This window comes from Muribacter muris (genome assembly GCF_004569585.1).
In the GTDB taxonomy this organism is placed as follows: Bacteria; Pseudomonadota; Gammaproteobacteria; order Enterobacterales; family Pasteurellaceae; genus Muribacter; species Muribacter muris.
Window position 1 is genome coordinate 12,995 of record NZ_SPPA01000001.1, and the last position, 18,283, is coordinate 31,277.

22 protein-coding genes and 1 pseudogene are annotated in these 18,283 nt (G+C 44.8%); 7 read left to right on the plus strand and 16 right to left on the minus strand.

From position 1 onward, the window contains the following. Positions 1-39: 39 nt before the first annotated feature. The 3 genes from E4T80_RS00100 to E4T80_RS00105 all read right to left on the minus strand — a co-directional run bounded on the left by E4T80_RS00100 (position 40) and on the right by E4T80_RS00105 (position 3,483). Complete coding sequence (locus E4T80_RS00100) at positions 40-495, minus strand: hypothetical protein (RefSeq protein ID WP_135053843.1); 456 nt, start codon at positions 493-495, stop codon at positions 40-42. After that, positions 482-646, minus strand: coding sequence for a hypothetical protein (locus E4T80_RS12735; RefSeq protein ID WP_167740674.1), 165 nt, complete (start codon positions 644-646; stop codon positions 482-484). The genes E4T80_RS00100 and E4T80_RS12735 overlap by 14 nt, the downstream gene beginning before the upstream one ends. A 68-nt stretch (positions 647-714) precedes the next feature. After that, complete coding sequence (locus E4T80_RS00105; RefSeq protein WP_135053845.1) at positions 715-3,483, minus strand: phage tail tape measure protein; 2,769 nt, start codon at positions 3,481-3,483, stop codon at positions 715-717. Positions 3,484-3,628: 145 nt separating this feature from the next. On the opposite strand from E4T80_RS00105, the gene E4T80_RS12740 reads away from it, so the two are divergent. Then, complete coding sequence (locus E4T80_RS12740; protein ID WP_157019817.1) at positions 3,629-3,781, plus strand: hypothetical protein; 153 nt, start codon at positions 3,629-3,631, stop codon at positions 3,779-3,781. A 13-nt stretch (positions 3,782-3,794) separates the two neighbouring features. Here the strand turns inward: E4T80_RS12740 and E4T80_RS00110 are convergent, their stop codons facing one another. Genes E4T80_RS00110 through lysC form a run of 4 tightly spaced genes read right to left on the minus strand, consistent with a single transcriptional unit; the run spans position 3,795 to position 5,242 of the window. After that, a complete protein-coding gene (locus tag E4T80_RS00110) occupies positions 3,795-4,262 on the minus strand; it encodes a phage virion morphogenesis protein (RefSeq protein WP_135053847.1) in 468 nt (155 codons plus the stop codon). After that, positions 4,249-4,734 carry a phage tail protein gene (locus E4T80_RS00115; RefSeq protein WP_047977933.1) on the minus strand — a complete coding sequence of 162 codons (486 nt, stop codon included), beginning with the start codon at positions 4,732-4,734 and terminating at the stop codon, positions 4,249-4,251. Before E4T80_RS00115 ends, E4T80_RS00110 begins: the two co-directional genes overlap by 14 nt. After that, positions 4,728-4,949: a TraR/DksA family transcriptional regulator gene (locus tag E4T80_RS00120; RefSeq protein WP_047977932.1), complete on the minus strand. Its 222-nt coding sequence runs from the start codon at positions 4,947-4,949 to the stop codon at positions 4,728-4,730. Before E4T80_RS00120 ends, E4T80_RS00115 begins: the two co-directional genes overlap by 7 nt. Continuing rightward, complete coding sequence (lysC, locus tag E4T80_RS13320) at positions 4,946-5,242, minus strand: Rz1-like lysis system protein LysC (protein ID WP_369074427.1); 297 nt, start codon at positions 5,240-5,242, stop codon at positions 4,946-4,948. The genes E4T80_RS00120 and lysC overlap by 4 nt, the downstream gene beginning before the upstream one ends. Before the next feature lie 64 nt (positions 5,243-5,306). Here lysC and E4T80_RS13325 point away from each other — a divergent pair, with 64 nt between their 5' ends. Together E4T80_RS13325 and E4T80_RS00130 are read left to right on the plus strand one after the other, a co-directional pair. After that, positions 5,307-5,459: a hypothetical protein gene (locus E4T80_RS13325; RefSeq protein WP_369074428.1), complete on the plus strand. Its 153-nt coding sequence runs from the start codon at positions 5,307-5,309 to the stop codon at positions 5,457-5,459. A 131-nt stretch (positions 5,460-5,590) separates the two neighbouring features. Then, the gene (locus E4T80_RS00130; RefSeq protein ID WP_047977931.1) at positions 5,591-5,848 is read left to right on the plus strand and encodes a hypothetical protein; all 258 of its coding nucleotides are present in this window, start codon (positions 5,591-5,593) and stop codon (positions 5,846-5,848) included. 234 nt (positions 5,849-6,082) lie between these two features. Here E4T80_RS00130 and E4T80_RS00135 read toward each other — a convergent pair whose 3' ends face one another. The 7 genes from E4T80_RS00135 to E4T80_RS00165 form a co-directional block, all read right to left on the minus strand. Then, complete coding sequence (locus E4T80_RS00135; protein ID WP_135053851.1) at positions 6,083-6,610, minus strand: lysozyme; 528 nt, start codon at positions 6,608-6,610, stop codon at positions 6,083-6,085. Continuing rightward, entirely contained in the window at positions 6,594-6,830 is a 237-nt protein-coding gene (locus tag E4T80_RS00140) for a phage holin (protein ID WP_135053853.1), read from the minus strand. Before E4T80_RS00140 ends, E4T80_RS00135 begins: the two co-directional genes overlap by 17 nt. Next, entirely contained in the window at positions 6,821-7,030 is a 210-nt protein-coding gene (locus E4T80_RS00145; protein ID WP_135053855.1) for a tail protein X, read from the minus strand. The genes E4T80_RS00140 and E4T80_RS00145 overlap by 10 nt, the downstream gene beginning before the upstream one ends. After that, complete coding sequence (locus E4T80_RS00150) at positions 7,027-7,530, minus strand: head completion/stabilization protein (protein WP_135053857.1); 504 nt, start codon at positions 7,528-7,530, stop codon at positions 7,027-7,029. The genes E4T80_RS00145 and E4T80_RS00150 overlap by 4 nt, the downstream gene beginning before the upstream one ends. A gap of 117 nt (positions 7,531-7,647) precedes the next feature. Continuing rightward, the gene (gene gpM, locus E4T80_RS00155; RefSeq protein ID WP_135053858.1) at positions 7,648-8,334 is read right to left on the minus strand and encodes a phage terminase small subunit; all 687 of its coding nucleotides are present in this window, start codon (positions 8,332-8,334) and stop codon (positions 7,648-7,650) included. Positions 8,335-8,344: 10 nt separating this feature from the next. Further along, positions 8,345-9,391 (minus strand): phage major capsid protein, P2 family, encoded by a 1,047-nt coding sequence (locus tag E4T80_RS00160; RefSeq protein ID WP_135053860.1) that lies wholly within the window; start codon positions 9,389-9,391, stop codon positions 8,345-8,347. A gap of 14 nt (positions 9,392-9,405) precedes the next feature. Next, positions 9,406-10,233 (minus strand): GPO family capsid scaffolding protein, encoded by an 828-nt coding sequence (locus E4T80_RS00165; RefSeq protein WP_135053862.1) that lies wholly within the window; start codon positions 10,231-10,233, stop codon positions 9,406-9,408. Positions 10,234-10,396: 163 nt separating this feature from the next. Here E4T80_RS00165 and E4T80_RS00170 point away from each other — a divergent pair, with 163 nt between their 5' ends. The 4 genes and pseudogenes from E4T80_RS00170 to E4T80_RS00185 all read left to right on the plus strand — a co-directional run bounded on the left by E4T80_RS00170 (position 10,397) and on the right by E4T80_RS00185 (position 14,870). Continuing rightward, positions 10,397-12,190: a terminase large subunit domain-containing protein gene (locus E4T80_RS00170; protein WP_135053864.1), complete on the plus strand. Its 1,794-nt coding sequence runs from the start codon at positions 10,397-10,399 to the stop codon at positions 12,188-12,190. A 3-nt stretch (positions 12,191-12,193) separates the two neighbouring features. Further along, positions 12,194-13,237 carry a phage portal protein gene (locus E4T80_RS00175; protein ID WP_135053866.1) on the plus strand — a complete coding sequence of 348 codons (1,044 nt, stop codon included), beginning with the start codon at positions 12,194-12,196 and terminating at the stop codon, positions 13,235-13,237. Between the two features lie 755 nt (positions 13,238-13,992). Beyond that, positions 13,993-14,260: pseudogene (locus tag E4T80_RS00180) on the plus strand (integrase arm-type DNA-binding domain-containing protein); the annotation flags it as partial. Positions 14,261-14,303: 43 nt separating this feature from the next. Next, a complete protein-coding gene (locus tag E4T80_RS00185; RefSeq protein WP_228064769.1) occupies positions 14,304-14,870 on the plus strand; it encodes a PNPOx family protein in 567 nt (188 codons plus the stop codon). Here the strand turns inward: E4T80_RS00185 and cydC are convergent. Continuing rightward, entirely contained in the window at positions 14,843-16,516 is a 1,674-nt protein-coding gene (gene cydC / locus E4T80_RS00190) for a heme ABC transporter ATP-binding protein/permease CydC (RefSeq protein WP_135053868.1), read from the minus strand. The two genes, E4T80_RS00185 and cydC, sit on opposite strands and share 28 nt — an antisense overlap. Before the next feature lie 2 nt (positions 16,517-16,518). Then, on the minus strand, positions 16,519-18,279 hold the full coding sequence (gene cydD, locus E4T80_RS00195; protein WP_135053870.1) for a heme ABC transporter permease/ATP-binding protein CydD: 1,761 nt from the start codon (positions 18,277-18,279) through the stop codon (positions 16,519-16,521). Between the last annotated feature and the right edge of the window lie 4 nt (positions 18,280-18,283).

The window sequence follows — 18,283 nt, forward strand, 5'->3', positions numbered from 1 at the left end:
CAAAAAGCGGCCGAGGTCGCTTTCTTAATGGATAAATAATTAACTTATCTGATTACCTTGTTGGATAAAATCATCAATTCGCTTTCTAATGGCTTTCATTTTCTGTTGAATAAACTTTTCTTCTTTCCGACCAAATAACGTATCGTGATCAACCATAAAACGTACCGATACTGTTGTTTGCTCTGGATTATCTTCATATTCAAATGTCAGCACCACTAGTGGATCATTTTCAGTATAACTAATACGGGCGTGATACAGACCAATATAGTAAGGCGATGCACCATAGGATAAGCTACTGTCTTTAGCACGCCCAAATAGCCTATCTTGATTTTCAATATAAATTTCGACAAACTGTTGCTGTTGCCACAATGAAATCAACTCGGCTAAATTTGCAGAGTGTTGATCAATCTGTTGTTCGGTAAAACCTAGTGCTAGACTGATTTCTGTGAATAAGCGATGGATTTCTACAAATTTAATATGTTTACGTTCTAACATTTTGTTTCGTTTGAGTCTGTTTAAGTTGCTGATTCAAAATGTGCAAAACATTTTGCTTAGTCTCTTGCGGTGTCTTGCCTACTACTCTAGTACCACCAATTTGGGCTGTTTTATCCACAATTTCACGGATATAAGGTGCATTTTTATTCATATGACCTCCTGTTGATAAAAATGGACAATATCTGATCGCATTGTCCATTTTTCCTGTGTAATTGTCAATCACCCCCGATCCCGCAAACTGCTCCGCTGTTTGGCTTGGGCTTTGCGTTGTTCTTCTGCCAAAATACGTTGTATCGTGCGGGCGATGTCCGCTTCAGACTGCCCTTGTGCCGCATTAATTGTAATATTGACCGTTTGATTCACCGAACCGACCGCTTGCGGTTGGCTGACGGTACTTATCGGCGGGCGGTTATCCACCTGTACCATCGGTTGAGCCACCGCAACCGTTGAGCCTAACGCAGCCAGTCCTGCCATTTTGCCATAGTTCAAACGGTTAAGGTTGGCAATCCCGATACGACTGGTCGCTTCTTTGGTCATAATATATTCGCCGCCGTGATAAATCCCTTTTGGCTCATATTTGCCACCGTTGCCGGCATAACCGCCCGACCATTTTTGATCAAGCCCTAACCAAGATTTTACACTATGCCATTTATCACTAATGTAATGCCCTGCTTGATTAACTTTTTCACTGGCATAATTTTTAATCCCCGAACCTAAATCTTTTGCCCCCTGTTTAATGCCTTCCCAAGAAATTTTGCTCAAGTTATCAATCAACCATTGCACTCCATTTTTCAGGCTTTCAAGCGGTTGTAGGGCATCTGAAAGCCAACTTTTAATATTTCCCCACACCGTTGCTGCTTTATTTTTTAATTCGTCCCATTTTTGGCTAATCCAATTTGACACACTTTCGGAGACTTTCCCCCAATTCTGAATCAACCAAATAATACCTCTAATCAAGGGAATAATCGGAAATAAAATATTTAGGATTGGGTTATTATCAAATACTTCGCACACCCAGTTCCAACCGGATACTAACGCTTGTTTAACCGTATCCCAATTTTTCCAAAGTAAAACCAATGCGGCGATTAACGCAATGATCGCTAATACAATCCAAGTTATCGGATTTGTCAGTAGTGCAGCACTAAAGGCAAGAATTTTGGGAATTACCGCTAAAAAGGCTCTGCCCATTAACAATAACCCTTTACTTGTCCAGGCAGTTACTTTAAGTAGAATTGTGCTAAATTTCCAAAACGCTAATCCAATCCGTAAAATAGGGTAAATCACATAACTCAAGATCAATGATGAACCACCCAATACTAATAAAAATGCCGCAAAATAAGCGGTCGCCTGTGCAATACTTTTCGTTAATTCCGGATTTGCTTTAACCCATTGGCTAAGAGTTCGTAACCAAAGGGTAAAAGATTGGGTCTGCTCTCTCAGATCATCTGAAATCGTATCATAGATAGCTAACCCAATATCCTCTTTAGCAGAGGAAAGGGATTTAATATCGCCCAATAGGTTATCCGTCATCGTTGTGCTGACTTTTTCAACCGTTCCTTTCGCATTTTTTAGCATATTCTCATAGTATTCAATCATACCTCCAGCTTGGCTCACTAATTCAGAAGCTCCTGCTAATCCGATTTTGCCAAAAATATCATCAAAAATTCCTAAACGCTCCCCTGTTCCCATTGATTTGGTTTTGTCCATAATCTCTTTGAGAATTAAAGGCACATCTTTTAAATTCCCCTTCGCATCTTTGGTTTTTATTCCTAGCTTATCCAGTGCTTTTTTAGCTTCTTTCGGCGGTGCGGCTAAACGGACGAACATATTTTTTAAGGTCGTTCCCGCCTGAGAACCTTTTATCCCGACATTACCTAATAATGCAGATAGAGCTGCGGCAGATTCAAACGATTGTCCCGCAGCGGTTGCAATTGGTGCACCTTCTTTCATTGTTTCATAAAGGGTTTCCAAACTAGTATTTGAATTGGTAAATGCTAACGTCAATACATCAGCTACACGCCCCATATCGTCTGCTTGAATTTTAAAACCTGATGAAATATCCGAGGCAATATCAGCCACACGGGCTAAATCTGTCCCTGATGCCATTGACATCTGTAACATTGACGGCGTAGCCGATCTAATTTGTTCATCTTTGAACCCTGCCATTGCTAAATAACCTTGAGCATCAGCCACTTGCGAAGAGGTAAAAGCTGTTGTAGCACCAAGATGAATAGCCTGATCACGCAACGCCTTAATTTTTTCGGCATCTTTTTCCTTATCTAAGCGAGTTAATGCCTGTACTTTGGAAAAAGATTGTTCAAATTCTAAAGCAGGACTTAGCATTGCATAGCCACCACCTAAAAGAGCTGTACCGCCCATCATTGTTTTTTGCCCAAATTGCCCAACACGATCACCTTGTGCTTTCAGCTTTTCAGCCTGTTGTTTATATTTTGCGTTCTGCTGTTGTTGCCGATTCAACCGCTTTAGCCGTTCTTCTTGCTGTTTAATTGAATCAGAAGCCTCTTTCATTTTCCGCTTTAACTCACTTTGCGTAGCTGCCATTTTTTTCGCATCAAAGCCTGCCTGCTTAAATTCAAGCCGAACCCTACGGGTGCGATCAATTAAAGCCTGTTTTTTCTGCTGTAACTGAACCACTGCTTGCTGTGCTTCTTTTAGTTTCCGCTTAAATTCAGTAGTTGGATTTTTGGCATCATAAAATGCCCGTTGCATTGCTTTCGCCTTTTGGCGTGCCTGCTCTAATTTTTGGCTTGTTTCATTAAATTGTGCTTTAAGTGGATTAAGGGCATCTCGGTATTTTTTAATCTGTTTCTCATTTTGGTTAAATTGGCTGTTTAATTGGCGTAATGCCCCCTTACTTTCACCGAGTGTACGGGAAAGTTGTTGGGCTTTTTGGGTTGCTTTTTGAAATGGAGCGGTGAGTTTATCGACCGTAGAAAGTAAAACTTGTAATTTAAGATTTTGGCTCATTATGTTTTCTATCCGATGCTATGCGTGAATTCGACTATTATGAATTTACAGTCAGTGATCTGTTTTTGCCGTTTTATGTGAAAAAATGATTGACACTCTCGGCAGAATGTCTAATCATTAGGCTTAATAATATAAGGAGGAAATAATGCTTGATTTATTCGTTACCTTCTTCTTTGGATTGATGGTTGTCGGTAGCCTACTATCCGTTGCTATTCTTGGTATTGCTTTTGTCGGTTCAGTTACATACGGCATTATTGGTGGTATCTTTCAAGGCGTAAAAGACTTCAAAAACAGTTAAGTATCAAGGCGGTTTAACCGCCTTTTTTATTGCCGGCAAGATGCGCCAACACAATATTTTCTATCATTGCCTGATCATCACCACTAAATCCGAGCAATTCCCGCTGGTCATATTTTACTTTCCAGTTCAAATGCCGTAAGACACGGCTAGACTTCCCGTGTTGGTGAATATCGGCAATAAAACCGGCTTGCCCCGCATACCCAATCTCTACCCCATCCCCGTTGGTACGGGTTTTCATTAGCCGTGCGGTGCGGAGTTTGGCGAACATTGCTTTTTGTTTTACCTTGCCACGCTTTACTCGCTTTTGCACTTTGCGTGGGGCATACGGCGTGCCGTCCGGATTTTTCTGCGCGGCGATGCGTTTACGTTGGGACTGGGCAAGCTGTTTGCCTATCTCACGGGTGAGAGCCTTGCGTTGTTGTGGGCTAAGTTGTTGCACAAGGGCTTGTAGGTGCGGGGTTACGGTATCAATAATCGTCATTGGTTTGCGCTTGGGAGTCGAAAATCAGTCGGTCGAAATGGTATAAACGCCAACGCTCAAGGGGGATCCATTCGGTCGGTTGCGGTTCGTTGCCGTGTTTTGCGGTAAATTCCCCTTCCTGTTCCTTGACAATCACCCGTTCGGTGAGAGGGATTTTGATGTAAATATCATAGGTTTTGTGGTTGTTCGGTTCAATCTCAAAGGTGATTTTGCTCTGATTTGCCGGATTGAGCAGCAGTTCCGACTGTTCAATCCGCACAAAATTAAGGATTGGCACAAACAGTACATCGGGGTGATAGGGAAAATCGGTGGCAATCACTTCCAAATCGTAGTGATATTCAAAAGATAGTGAGGCTGCGCCGGTCAGTTTCAGGTTGCCGTTGTCAAACTGCAAAATCAACTGGTCGGGATTTTGCTGAAAATAGGCGATGGATTGGGTGAGCAAATCACGCAGACGGTCGGGTTTTAACATTGGCGATAGCCTTTTTGTCGCTGTTCGGCAATCCGTTGGCAATCGACACAACGGGTGCAGCCGAGAATATGTTTGCGACGGAGTTCGGGGATCACGTCGCCGCAATCTTCACAGTAGGTGGCACTGCAAGCGGTCGGTTTTGCCCGTCTTTTTGCAAGGGCAAATTCCCGTTCACGTTCTGCCAGTTCGTTGGCTCGGTCGATTTGGTCTTTCATTGGTTCTGCTTGCTCTGTGTGGTGTTGTAAATCTCGATGCACTGCTGGTATGCCTGCAACTGAATTTGGCACAATTCAATCGTCGTCAGGCTTTGGTCTAAGGCTTTTATCAAATCACCGTTGGTGTTGAGGTGATGAAGATTGGGCTGCCGGCAATGATTTTCGCTGGGGCAAATCAGCGGATTGGGTTTGCTGATGTTTACCTGCCCTCTGTTTGAGCAGGCGGCTAAGGCGATCAGGCACAGGCTGCTTAGCCCAATTTTGCTGTTTTTCCAGTTCGGCCAAAATGTCATTGGTGCGTTCCTCTGCGTGTTGAAGTTTGCTTAATACGTTTTGATGTAGCGCTTTCACTTGGCTTTGGTACTGGGCAATCTGAATATGGGCATTTTCCAGTTGGTTCGCCAGTTGCCGATTATCCGCTTTGATGAGCGTCAATTCTTTTCCCGCTGTGATGAGCTGCTGTTCTTTGCTTTTGTTTTGGTAGCACAAATAGCTACTCACACTAAATAACACAATCACCGAAGCGATCATTGATTTGCCAAAGGCGGCACTAATGAAATGAGTCAGCATTTTATTTCCTATTTGATCATTTGATGAAAGTTGATTACACTTATCAAGAATTAAAGTTTTGGTTAATAACAATGTGGAATTTATTTAAACGCCCTATCAAAAAAGATACCCTTGATGCGTGGGTTAAAATCCTTGAAGATTGTGCAAAAGTGGCGATTGTCGCCATTCCCGTTGTTATGTTTGGTGATAGTGAATCGCACTATCTCATTAAATTATTTCGTACACTCGGTTTAGTTGTCATCGCATATCTATTATTAGCCGGCGGTCGTAAACTGCGTGAATCACCGGAGATTTTTACTCAATCACATAATACGGAGGATCCACAATGAATGTTTTTCTCAATATCCTTGATGTGCTAATTGTGGTTGCTATTCCACTTGGGCTTTATATTGCCATTAGCCGAACTATTGATAATGCAAAGCGTAAAGCAGAGCATAAATAGTGAATATCGGTTTTCTTATCTCTGTCATTGGCATACCTTTATTTTTCTTGGTATGTCTGCTTTATGTGCTGAAAGATGCACCAAAGCATCACTAGGTTATTGAAAGGGCGTTTACGCCCTTTTATTTTGGCAAACACAAATGCTTCTCTTTCTCTCGCCGAATTTCCAATCCTCGTAATTTCTTGCCGCCGGCATAGATCCATTTCGGCAATTCATTGCACGCGCCGAGATAATCGCCGGCATTGGCTTTGCGGAACATTGTTGATTTTCGCATTGCGCCGCAACCGACATTAAATGTGATTGAAGTGAGTGCATCAAATACGCCCTGCGGCAGCCTTTTCCCGTTGGCATAACGGTTTACGCACTGTTCCGCCGCTCGCAAATCTTTCGCCCAGCGGTCGGCTATCTCTTGGTAAGTATAAAGTCGGTTCGGATCAATCGCCTCACCGCCTGCCGCGGTTGAACCAATCCCGACCGTCAGTACATCAGCAGGGCATTGATACGGATCACGGCGACACCCTTCGGCATTGCCGATAATCGCCATTCCCGCTTGGCTGATACGTAAATCAGGGTGGGATAACTGGACTAAGCCAATAATGGCTGACACGCCACACACTACGGCAGCGGTAAATTTAGCGCTTTTGCTCATCGTTAATGATGTCCTGTAAGTTAATTTTGTAACGGCGTAAGGCTTCTTTTTTGATTTTTAGCTCTTCGGCTTTGTAGTGCCAATTCATTAAGATGGTCAGCAACCCAAACAGAATGCCTAAAATCACGCCCCAATCGGACAGATTGAGGCTGGAGATCACCGTGATAAATGCCCCAAAAAGCGAGGTATTGTCGTGTTTATCCATTCTGATTAGTCCCATAGGCTTACCGTTTCTTTGCTAAGCGGTGCAGCACGCCGAACAATATCCGGCATTTCCACCTGCTGCCCTATTGGTAACACTGGCATTTCCGCAAGCTGCGGGTTATACGCCAAGGCGAGTTCAACCAGCCCTGCGGTGCTGCCGTAATGGCGATAAATCAACAAATCAAGGGTATCGCCTTGGATTGCAGTTAAGATCATAACAATTCCGAAATTAAGCCGTTTTCGCCCCGAATTTCCCGCACAGCGAAGTGGTAATCACGGCGTAAATCGCCCGCGGTGTGTTGTAATTCGGTCGATTTATCGTGGCCGTCTTTGGTACTGTCAAAACTACGGTAATGTTCATAGAGTAAGGCGGTTGCTAAGCTAAATACCGCTTGTTTGTAGTGATGAACCAATACGCTTTCACCGTTAATCTGTTCATCATCACTGTCAGCAAGTGATTGTGTTCCCTTGGTTTGCTGTGTCAGCCGAAACGGTTTGAGGTCTTTATTGACTGTCGCAATCGCCTCAATCACTGCTCGTTTAAGGCGTTCATTGGTGACTGTACCGTCAATCCGCATTGCGTTTCGCACGTCAATCAAATGGAGATCGGGGAAGAAGCCGTTGTTGCTAATCACTTCATTGCTTATCTCTGTTTGATTGTATGGCGTTTTACTGGAATCGAACCGTTCAACTTTGGGAATACTGATGCTACTCATTGGGTTATCCTAAAAGTGAGGGGTGGAGAAATGCAAGCGGTCAGAGAATCGCAACATTTTGCAAAGACCGTCATTTCTGCCCCTCGGCTGGCGTGATACGCTCGGTTTAGGCATTGCCTACTGTTCGGTTTTCTCACTGTCGGTGAGCTTGGCTAATTTCTTTTCCAATCGACTGCGTAGCCCTTTCGCCCCGCAGTTGCCGTCCAATTCAATGGCACGGGCATAGTAAGCGAGGGCATTTTCCGGTTCGTGTTCTTCAATCAACTCGGCAAGTTCCCGCAGTAATTTTGCCCGTACCGGATCCGGCATATCGGCGTCAAACGCTGTAATCAGTTCATTGACCTGCACCAACACATTCGCTTCAAAAGGTTGTTGGGTTTCACGAGCTTTGGTTGCTTTGGCTGCAATTTCTTCCACCACCACACAAGCGGTGGTGCGGTTAAACTGTTCCGGCATTACCAAGTCGTGAAATAAGGCATAGCGGGCAATCTTGAGCGCCGTATCAAAGGCGTCAATATCAATCGCCCAGACTAACATTGTCATCAGTACCGCATCTTGCGCGCCCGTACCGGCATTCAATGCACCGTCAATCCACGGCTGATATTCAGGGAAAACCTGCCGTTTAAACGCAATTTTGCGTTCGGTTGATTGCAGTTGTTTCAGCGATCGCTTATGCACATTGAGGGAGGCTAACACCAAGTCGTAACCTTTTAGCCCCGCAAGGCTTTTTTGCGGGGATTGGGCGGTTTCATTTTCTGCCGTTACTCTCAGAAAATGCGCCCGTGCCGGACTTATTCTGCCCATTTGCTCCCCCTTAGCCGTTCGCCTTGTCTTCCACCTTATCTTCTAAGGTAATATTTTCAATCAAGGCGGTGCAGCCGTAATCTTCGACAATGTAGTCGAGATTTTCCGATTCGTAGGTTTCAATCCGATCGCGCTCCGGCACATCTTTAATATGCTTGCGGGTCGTCCCCTCTTGGACATAAATCGCCAAGTTTTCCAGCTTGGTAATCAGAATCGCATTAGCCGGGAAAAACGGCACACGCACCGCTTTTAAGCCGCCGATACGTTTTTGCGAGATGATCACATCGGCTGCCAGTTGTTCGGTTGGGGCATTCTCTTTATTGACGATCGGGAAATATTTGTCCGCCAGTAATTTACGGCCGACAATCACGACTAAATCGGTATCATCACGGTGCCATTCGTCAATCAGTTCTTCGGTCGCGTCCATTACCAACGCATCGAGATTATCATAACGCTGCCCCTTACCGACTAGCACCTGATTGCCCACTTCTTTGCCGTTCATATTGCGTTGCGGGGCGTTGAGACGGATTTTCTCTAACCACCCCACGCCGACATCTTGCAACAACGGATTTTGCTGACGATTGCTGGTTGGCGCACGGCTTGTTCCGTTAAAACCAACCATAATCAAGTCGCGTTTTTTCTGTTTGAGGGCGACCGCTGCCACCCGTTTTTGGAAGTCGGGGAATTTCGCCCACATATCCAAACGGGCATAGGTGATATGGGTATCAAAGTTAATCTGTTGGCAGAAATAGGTCTGCTTGATAAGGCTGGCAATATCCGAGGTTTTACGCGTTTGATCACCGGAGGTATCGGTCGTGCCGGCAATGGTATTGTTGGAATCTAAACCGAGGGTTTCTCCCTGCTGCTCTTCGGGGAAGACAAAGCTGATTGCGCCCAAAAAGGCGGAACTTTCCCGCAATTTTTCGTAAATGGTCTGCTGTACCGAGGGGGTAACATTAAATTTACGTTGCTCGGATAGCACATTAAACGGCAGATTATTTAATTCCGCTTGGCGTTGTAAATAGGCGCTGTATTGTTCGAGGGTTGTCGCTTTCATAATTATCCTTAGGCTTAGTAATCGGTTAATTCTACCTGTGATTTGTTACCCGTCATCACCGGTCTTTGGGTGTAGCCTTTGCTTTCTTCATTGGCGAGTGTCGCAAACTTTTCGGCAAAGCCGACCGCTTGTTGTTTGATCTCGGCATATTCCGCTTTAAGCTGGGTCAGCTCGGTCTGCAAGCGGTCGTTTTGATCGGCTAATTCGCTAAATTTTTCGGCAAGCATTTCCAGTGCCGCTTCGTGTTCAGCAAATTTGTTGTCGTGATCTGCTTTTACCGCACTAAACTTGGCTCTGAATTTTGCCAGCCACGACAGCGATTTTGTCTGTTCATCACTAAATTCCAACGGGGCTTCAACGGCTTCGCTGACTAAGTTCTCAACTTTCTGCTTGCGTTCTGCAAGCGGGTTTTGTTTTGCGCCGGCACAAAAGGTTAAATATTCCGTGCCAAGACTGGCAGGGGTATCGGTTACGGCGAGCCCGACTAAATAGGCTTCGCCGCTATCGGCAAAATCAAGATCGATTTCGACCGAGGTATAGACTTTCTGTTTTTCTTTGACGAGTTTAATCAGTGCGCTGGTCGGCTCGATTTGGGCAAGTAATTGCAATTTACCCTCTGCGTTTTCTTCAGTTTTCACTGCTAATACATCACCGTAGCTGTAAGAGTGGGCATCATCTTTGTCAAAATAACGCCAGCGAAAATGCTCAAGGTTAATGCGCGCCCCATATTTTTTCGGGTCGTAATTTTGGGCAATTTGCGAGAGCCATTCTCGGTTGATTTTGCGGCCGTCTGTGGTTGCCCCTTCGGTGGCAATCACAAACCATTTGGATTTTTTAGGCATAGTCTGTCCTGTGAATATCGTTCAGAAATTGGCGTTTATGGTCGGGATTTTTTGCAAGGTTGGCAATGTGGGCTTGATGTGAACGGCGATTTGACATTATCGGCTGAATGAATGATGCGTGGGGTTCTTTGATAATTCGTGCATTTAAAACGGAATGCGCAATATGGCAGATTTTGCAAAAAATGACGAACAAGCCCCCGCTTGTATTACCCTGAATGTACAACGTGAGGCGCAATTAAAATATTGGGCGGGTTATGGGATTTCAGACATAGCCCGTATGTTAAATATCCCTGTTTCGACAATTTCCAGTTGGAAAAAACGGGATAAGTGGGACAACGCCTCTATCTTTGATCGTGCAAATGCCGGCATTGAGAGCCGTTATATTTTACTGATGCAAAAAGAGGTGAAGTCGGGCTATGACTTTAAAGAGTTAGATTTTTTAATGCGTCAGCTTGAAAGAGCGGCTCGTATTCAACGCTACAATCAAGGCGGAAATGAAACCGATCTCAACCCGAAAATTAAAAACCGCAATCCTGCCGACCGTAAAAAGCCGGAACAGAATGCCATTTCCGAAGAACAAGCCGAATTGCTGATCAACGGCTTTCTCAACGGTATGTTCCACTATCAGAAAAAGTGGCACGAAGCCGGATTAAGCCAACGCATTCGACATATTCTCAAAAGTCGTCAAATCGGGGCGACTTATTATTTTGCTCACGAAGCGTTAGTTGATGCGTTGGTAACGGGCAGAAATCAAATCTTTATTTCCGCCAGTAAAAAGCAGGCATTGCAGTTCCGTGCTTATATTGTCGCCTATGCGAAAAAAGTCGCCGATGTGGATCTCAAAGGCGAGACAATTACGCTACCCAACGGGGCACAACTGATTTTCCTCGGCACAAACTCAAAAACCGCTCAATCCTACCACGGCAATCTCTATTTTGATGAAATCTTTTGGGTCAATCGCTTTGAAGAAATCCGTAAGGTTGCCGCGGGTATGGCATCACAAAAGCAGTATCGCATCACCTATTTTTCCACGCCGTCCAGTATTACCCATTCCGCCTATCGCCTTTGGTCAGGCAAGCTGTTTAATAAGGGCCGACCTAAAACAGAACAGGTGGATATTGATATTTCCCACGCTCATTTAAAACAGGGCAAGACTTGTGCGGACGGTCAATGGCGACAAATTGTCAATATCTACGATGCCGAAGCCGGTGGCTGTACATTGTTTGATATTGAACGCTTGAAGTTGGAAAACTCACCGGAAGAATTTGCCCAGCTCTATATGTGCGAATTTATTGATGATAATGCGAGCGTGTTTAAACTGACCGAAATGCAACGTTGCCACGTCGATACGATGGAAGTGTGGAAAGATTATATTTTCACCGAGGGCTACGGGCGACCGTTCGGCAATCGGGAGGTGTGGCTTGGTTACGATCCATCATATAGTGGCGACCGCTCGGCCCTTGTGATTATCGCTCCGCCCAAAGTGGACGGCGGAAAATTCCGTTTGCTTGAATACAAGACATTTCAGGGGTCAGATTTTGAGGAACAAGGTGATGCGATCAAACAGATGTGCGAACGCTATAACGTAACCCGCATTGCGATTGATATTACCGGCTTAGGGGTCGGGGTATATGAAATTGTTAAACGTGAACGGCCCGATGCAGTCGGATTAACTTACGATGTCGGGCTGAAAAGCCGTATGGTACTGAAAGGGCAACATATCATCAGAAAGGGCCGTTTTGAATACGATGCAATGCACGCCGTTGAAATCGGGGCGAGTTTTATGTCGATCAAAAAACAGATGAACGGTAACGGCACGCAGGTGCTTTACGTTGCCGATCGCAGTGAAGAAGCCAGCCACGCCGATTTAGCGTGGGCGTGCTTACAAGTCTTTATCAATGAACCTTTTGACGGCAAGTTAGCAGAAAACACCGGCACAATGGACTTTTTAGGATAGAAAATGAAAAAATTTCGCAAAAAAACCACACAATCTGCCCGCTTGCAAGGGGCAAATACCGCTCAAACACAAATGTTTACTTTTGGTGAGCCGATTCCAATGTTAGATAAAGCGGATATGATGAATTATTTATATTGTTCGGTCGCTAATGATCGTTGGTTCAATCCGCCGATTTCGTGGAGTGGGTTGGCAAAATCGCTACGGGCCTCGACACATCACGAAAGTGCGATCACCGTCAAAGCCAATTTATTGGCTGATACTTGTGTGATCAACCAACCGCATATTTTAACGCACACCGCATTAGTCTCATTCATCAAAGATTATTATGTGTTTGGCAATGCCTATTTTGAAGCGGTTCGCAACCGGCTTGGGAAAATCATTCGGCTTGAAGCCCCGCTTGCTAAATATATGCGAAAAGGCGTAGAAGACGGCCGCTATTTCTACATCGGTAATCATTTGGACGAACACGAATTTTCCCCAAACTCGATATTCCATTTTATCGAACCGGACATCAATCAGGATATTTACGGGCTACCGCATTATCTGTCGGCATTACAATCTGCGTGGCTAAATGAATCAGCAACCTTATTCCGCCGTAAATACTACTTAAACGGTGCGCACGCAGGCTTTGTGTTTTATATGAGCGATGCAGCACAAAAGCAGGACGATATTGAGAATTTGCGCAAACAACTACGGGAATCAAAAGGGGTCGGCAATTTTAAAAACTTGTTTATCCATTCCCCTAACGGAAAAAAAGACGGTATTCAGATTATTCCGATTGCCGATGTTGCAGCAAAAGATGAGTTCTTTAATATCAAAAATGTCAGCCGTGATGATATTCTCGCTGCTCACCGTGTACCGCCTCAACTAATGGGCATTATCCCGAATAATACCGGCGGATTTGGCGATATTGAAAAAGCGGCAAAGGTTTTCCTAGCGATTGAGATCATTCCGCTACAAAAAAGGTTGCAGGCGATCAACCACTGGTTCGGTTCCGAATTGCTGACCTTTAAACCGTCTAGTCTTCTCTCAGAACCCCAACCTTAACCTTAGAGGGTGTCCACAAAAATGGACGCCCTTTTGCTCTTCCCAGCTAAAAATACTCAGCTCGATCCTTAATTGCCCATTTTAATAACAAATCAAATAAGCTCACCAAACATACCTTAGTTCAAGACTAATCTCAGCCTTTCCCAGATCTAAAGCAAATTTTTCTTGGTTCAGAAAAAGAAATCGGCAATCTATTATAGCAAAAACACAATAAAAAGATAGCAAAATCAATAAATTACCCTTTATTTTATCCGCTATAAATACCCCATTTTCAATCTAAAAAACTGCCTCCGACACCTACTCACTACCTTACGCGAGCGCTCGTATCCTCACCACGCCCCCGCACTTAATATGTCGATTTCTACGCAAATGCAAAAACCCGATCCAACCAAGCCCCTCAACAGTTCAAACAGATCCTAAAATCAGATCTTTATAACGCATTTTTACGCACAAAAATGCAAAATAATGAAAAATTTTACCTTAAAACTACTTCTGCACACGAACTGCACCAAGTTAGGATAACTCATTGATTACATTATTTATGGGCGTCCAGCCGGTCGCACCATTCTACTTATCACAACCTTTCGTAACTTATTTTTAAAGCCTTATAAATCAAGCACCTAAGCCTAATTTGACCCTTTTTACCTATCGTTATTTATCGCTTTTTTTCGTTTTTAACCGTGAATTTTAGTTACACGAATAGTTACACAGTGTTAAGATGACAAAAAGCTGTGTAACTAAAAAGGTGAAAATGTATGGCTAGAATTACCAAACTCTTGACGAATACCGAAGTAGAGAAAGCCGAACCTCAAGATAAAGAATACTTACTAGCAGACGGAAACGGGTTACATCTAAGAGTAAAAAACTAATGGCTCTAAAACGTGGATTTTTAATTATTCCCAACCGATAAAGAAAAAAAGAACAAATTTAAGTATTGGTACTTACCCTGAAATCTCTATCGCTCAAGCCCGTGCTATGGGTGAAGAATTTCAGGCTTTATTAGACCCAGGAATAGCTCCACAAATTCGCTGATAGGAGCAAGCAAATTAAAATCAGAGAAGTCAATATGATTTTAAACGATACTAAACCTTGTTTGATAAGGGCAGGGAATGAAGGTCAATTTCACCCAAATAGCGCTACTTATCAACACTCAATGCCTCATCAAATCGCACAGTTTATCCATCGACACCACGTTGTCAGCCTTGCTTGCCAGTTTGAAGGGCATATTTGGTGCGCTAGCTGTTTTTATATTTTTGATGAATATCTTGCTCGTTTGATTATTTTAACTAAGCGAACCACTTATCACGGTCAGTTGATGCTTAAAAATCCGCATATTGCAGGTACAATTTCCGCTCAACCCGACAATATTCGTGAAATTGAAGGGATTCAATTTCGGGCGACAGCCCGCTACCTTTCCGATTCAGTTGAAGAGCAAAAAGCATTAGCAAGATATTTAATGCGTTTCCCTGTTGCTAAACAGCTGCCCAGTGATGTCTGGGAAATTGCTTTCAACGAAATTAAGCATACTCAAAATATGCATACCTTCGCCGAAAAAACAATCTGGCAGAAAGAAAATAAAATGTTATTGGACTCGGACTCTCCCGCTCAGTTTGAGCCAACCAATTCCCCTTGATCTAATCTATAAACCCGATCAAAACGCTCTAAACCGTTCAAGCGGTGGGTGATCATTAAGAGGGTGCGGTGTCGGCAATGATTGAAAATCAGTTGCAAAATGTGCTGCTCCGTTTCTCGATCCAAACCTTCGGTCGGTTCATCTAACAACACGATTTCCGCCTCGCTTAGCAATAAGCGTGCTAATCCTAAGCGGCGTTGTTCGCCTCCTGAAAGGGGTCGTCCGCCTTCCCCCAGCCACACATCCAGTCCGCCTTGCTCTGTCAAATAAGCTAACCCGACATCCGCCAGCACTTGATTAAGCGCGCTATCCGTTGCGTTTGGATTGCCTATCCGCAGATTATCACGTAGCGATTGGCTGAAGATATGGACACGTTGGCTAAGGGTAACCAAATGCTGCCGCAATGTTTGTTCCGGATAGGCTTCAATTTTGCAACCGTTTAACCAAATCTGACCGCTTGTCGGGTCGTAATTGCGGTTTAAGAGTTGGAAAAGGGTAGATTTGCCACTGCCGGTTTTGCCTAAAATCGCGATCTTTTGGCGTGGTACTATCTCAAAAGAGAGGTTGTTTAATATTCTGTCGGTTCGTTGCGGATAATGAAAATCAACATTTTCAAAGCGAACAAGCGGTCGGTTTTCCGCTATTTTTTGCCAAACGGCTTGCCCTTGGAAAACCACAGTTGGCGTTTGTTCGGTAATCTCGCCAATGCGTTCTGCCGCACTAATCACCTGCCCTAAATGCAAAAACGCAATGCCAATCGGCATTAAAATTTCCAGTGATGCCAGCACACAAAAAACCACCAAAGCAATCAGTGCCTGCGGTTGTTCTGCATTTTCAACATTGATTGCCGTTGCCGATAAATATAAGGTGATCGTTACCAATATGCCGTTTAATACGATGAGCAACGCATTGGATAAGCTGCCCAGTTGGCTTTCTCTGCCCTGTGCCGCCAGCCATTGATGTTCCGTCCGATGTAATTTCTCACGCATCGTCTGCTGCACGCCGAACAATAAAAATTCGGCGTTTAGTTCGATCCATTCGATAAATTGGCTACGGTAAGCGGCGCGGGTATGAACCGCAATCTGCCCTAATTTTCTGCCTAAATGGTAGAAAATAGTCGGCAAAATCAGTAATAATGCGGCTAACGTGCAACAAACAACCCACGCTAATAACGGTGAAACAAAGGATAGCCCAATCGCCATAAACACGATCACCATTAGCGCACTGATAAACGGTGAGAGTAGGTTCAAATACAAGGTATCAAGGGTATCCACATCAGCAACTAAACGGTTTAACAATTCGCTATGACGATAGCGGCTCAAGCCTGCCGGACTAAGCGGAATCAGCTTTTTAAAGACTGCCACCCGCAAATTTGCCAGCACACGAAACGTAGCATCGTGGGTTACCAAGCGTTCAAAATAGCGTGAAATAGTTCGCCCGATCGCCAGCCCTCTCACCCCTGAAGACGGATAGAAAAAATTGAAGAGCAAACTTGAGCCGACCAAAGCGGAAGCCGCCAAAAACCAGCCGGATAAGCTCAATAGACCGATGCTGGCGGTTAAACCGACTATCGCCAGCACTGTGCCGAGGAACAGCCGTCCCCAATGGGTGCGGTAAAGGGAGAGAAAAGGGAAAAGCGCGCGCATTGTTATCCTTCTGATTGCGGGTTGGAAGTGGCTAATAATTCGGCAAAAAAGCCTTGTTGTTCAAGCTCGGCAAATTGCCCTTGCTGCACAATCTGCCCCTGTTTCATCACCCAAATTTCATCGCACTGTTTGAGATCTTCTATGCGGTGGGTGATCATCAAGGTGGTCTGTTCACGGCTTAAATTATGCAACGCCGCCAGCACTTGTTGCTCCGATTGCAAATCAAGGCTGGCGGTCGGTTCATCCAATAAGAGTAGCTGATAAGGGTGAAGTAAGGCTCTGGCGATGGCAATCCGCTGGGCTTGCCCGCCGGAAATGCCTGCATTGCCGTCTTTAACCTCGCTATCCAAGCCGAGCCGATACACAAACTCATCGGCTTTGGATAACGCCAACGCTCGTGCAATCTCGGCTTCGCTTGCCGTTGAATGCCCAAGAAGTAAATTCTCCCGCAACGTTCCCCGCATCAACTGCGGGTTTTGCCCGACCCACGCTAATTTTGCCCGCCAGTCTGCCATATCCAGTTCTCGCAGTTCGACCCCGTTGATTTTCAAACTTCCTTCATAAGCCAAGAAGCCTAATAGCATATTCATTAACGAGCTTTTACCCGCGCCGCTTTGACCGACTATGGCTATTTTTCGGTGAGATGCCAAGCAAAAATTCAGAGGTTGGGTGAGCGGTTTCCCCTGCGGAGATAAAATCACGCAATCGGTTGCTTGAATTTCTATTTTGCTATTTTCTAAGCGGATCTGCCCGCTTGCTTGGGTCATTATCGGTTGAGTTAAAAAAGCCTCCAGACTATCCGCCGCGCCGATTGCCGCCGCCTTATCATGATAATACACGCCCAATTCCCGTAACGGTTGATAAAATTCGGGCGCTAACATTAAACAGAAAAAGCCGACAAACAGACTCACACCAACCTCGTAATAGCCGAAATCCAATTCGCCCAAATAGATAAAGCCGAAATAGACCGCCATCACTGCAATCGAAACGGCGGTAAAAAACTCCAGTACCGCCGAGGAGAGAAACGCCATTTTCAGCACGTCCATCGTGCTAAGGCGAAAATCTTCCGTGCGCTGATAAATTTCTGCGGTTTGATGTTCTCCCCGCCCAAACAAGCGGATAGTGTCCAGCCCTTTTAAACTATCTAAAAATTGCCCGCTTAAACGAGATAATACGCCGATGTTGCGTTGGTTTGCCTCGGCTGCTTTCATTCCGGCCAGTGCCATAAAAATCGGCAATAACGGCAATGTGCCAAACAGGATCAGCCCTGCCGCCCAGTTCAGCGGAAAGACAAAACAGAGGATAACAAGCGGGACGATCAACGATAAAAATTGCTGCGGTAAATAGCGTGCATAAAAGTTATGGATATTTTCCACCTGTTCAAGCATCAACGCCGCCCAGCTACCCGCCGGACGTTGTTGAATACTTAACGGGCCGATTTGTGCCAGTTTATCTAACACCGCACGGCGTAAATGCAAACGCAGCGTCTGCCCTGCTTTAAAACCGGCTCTTTCCCGCAGCCAGACTAAAATTGCCCTCCCGATAAAGCAGCCGAGTAATCCGACTAATTGTGGAATAAATTGGTCAGGATGTTGATGCTCTACAATCATTTTATGCAACATTGCAGCAAGCAGCCACATTTGCCCGACCATCAATAACGCACTGATTGCCCCCAAGAGTACGTTAAGATAGAGCCATTTCCTTATCATTGTTTGCTGTCGGCGTAGCCATTTTTGCAGCTGTTGTTGTCGTTGTTTATCCATAAAT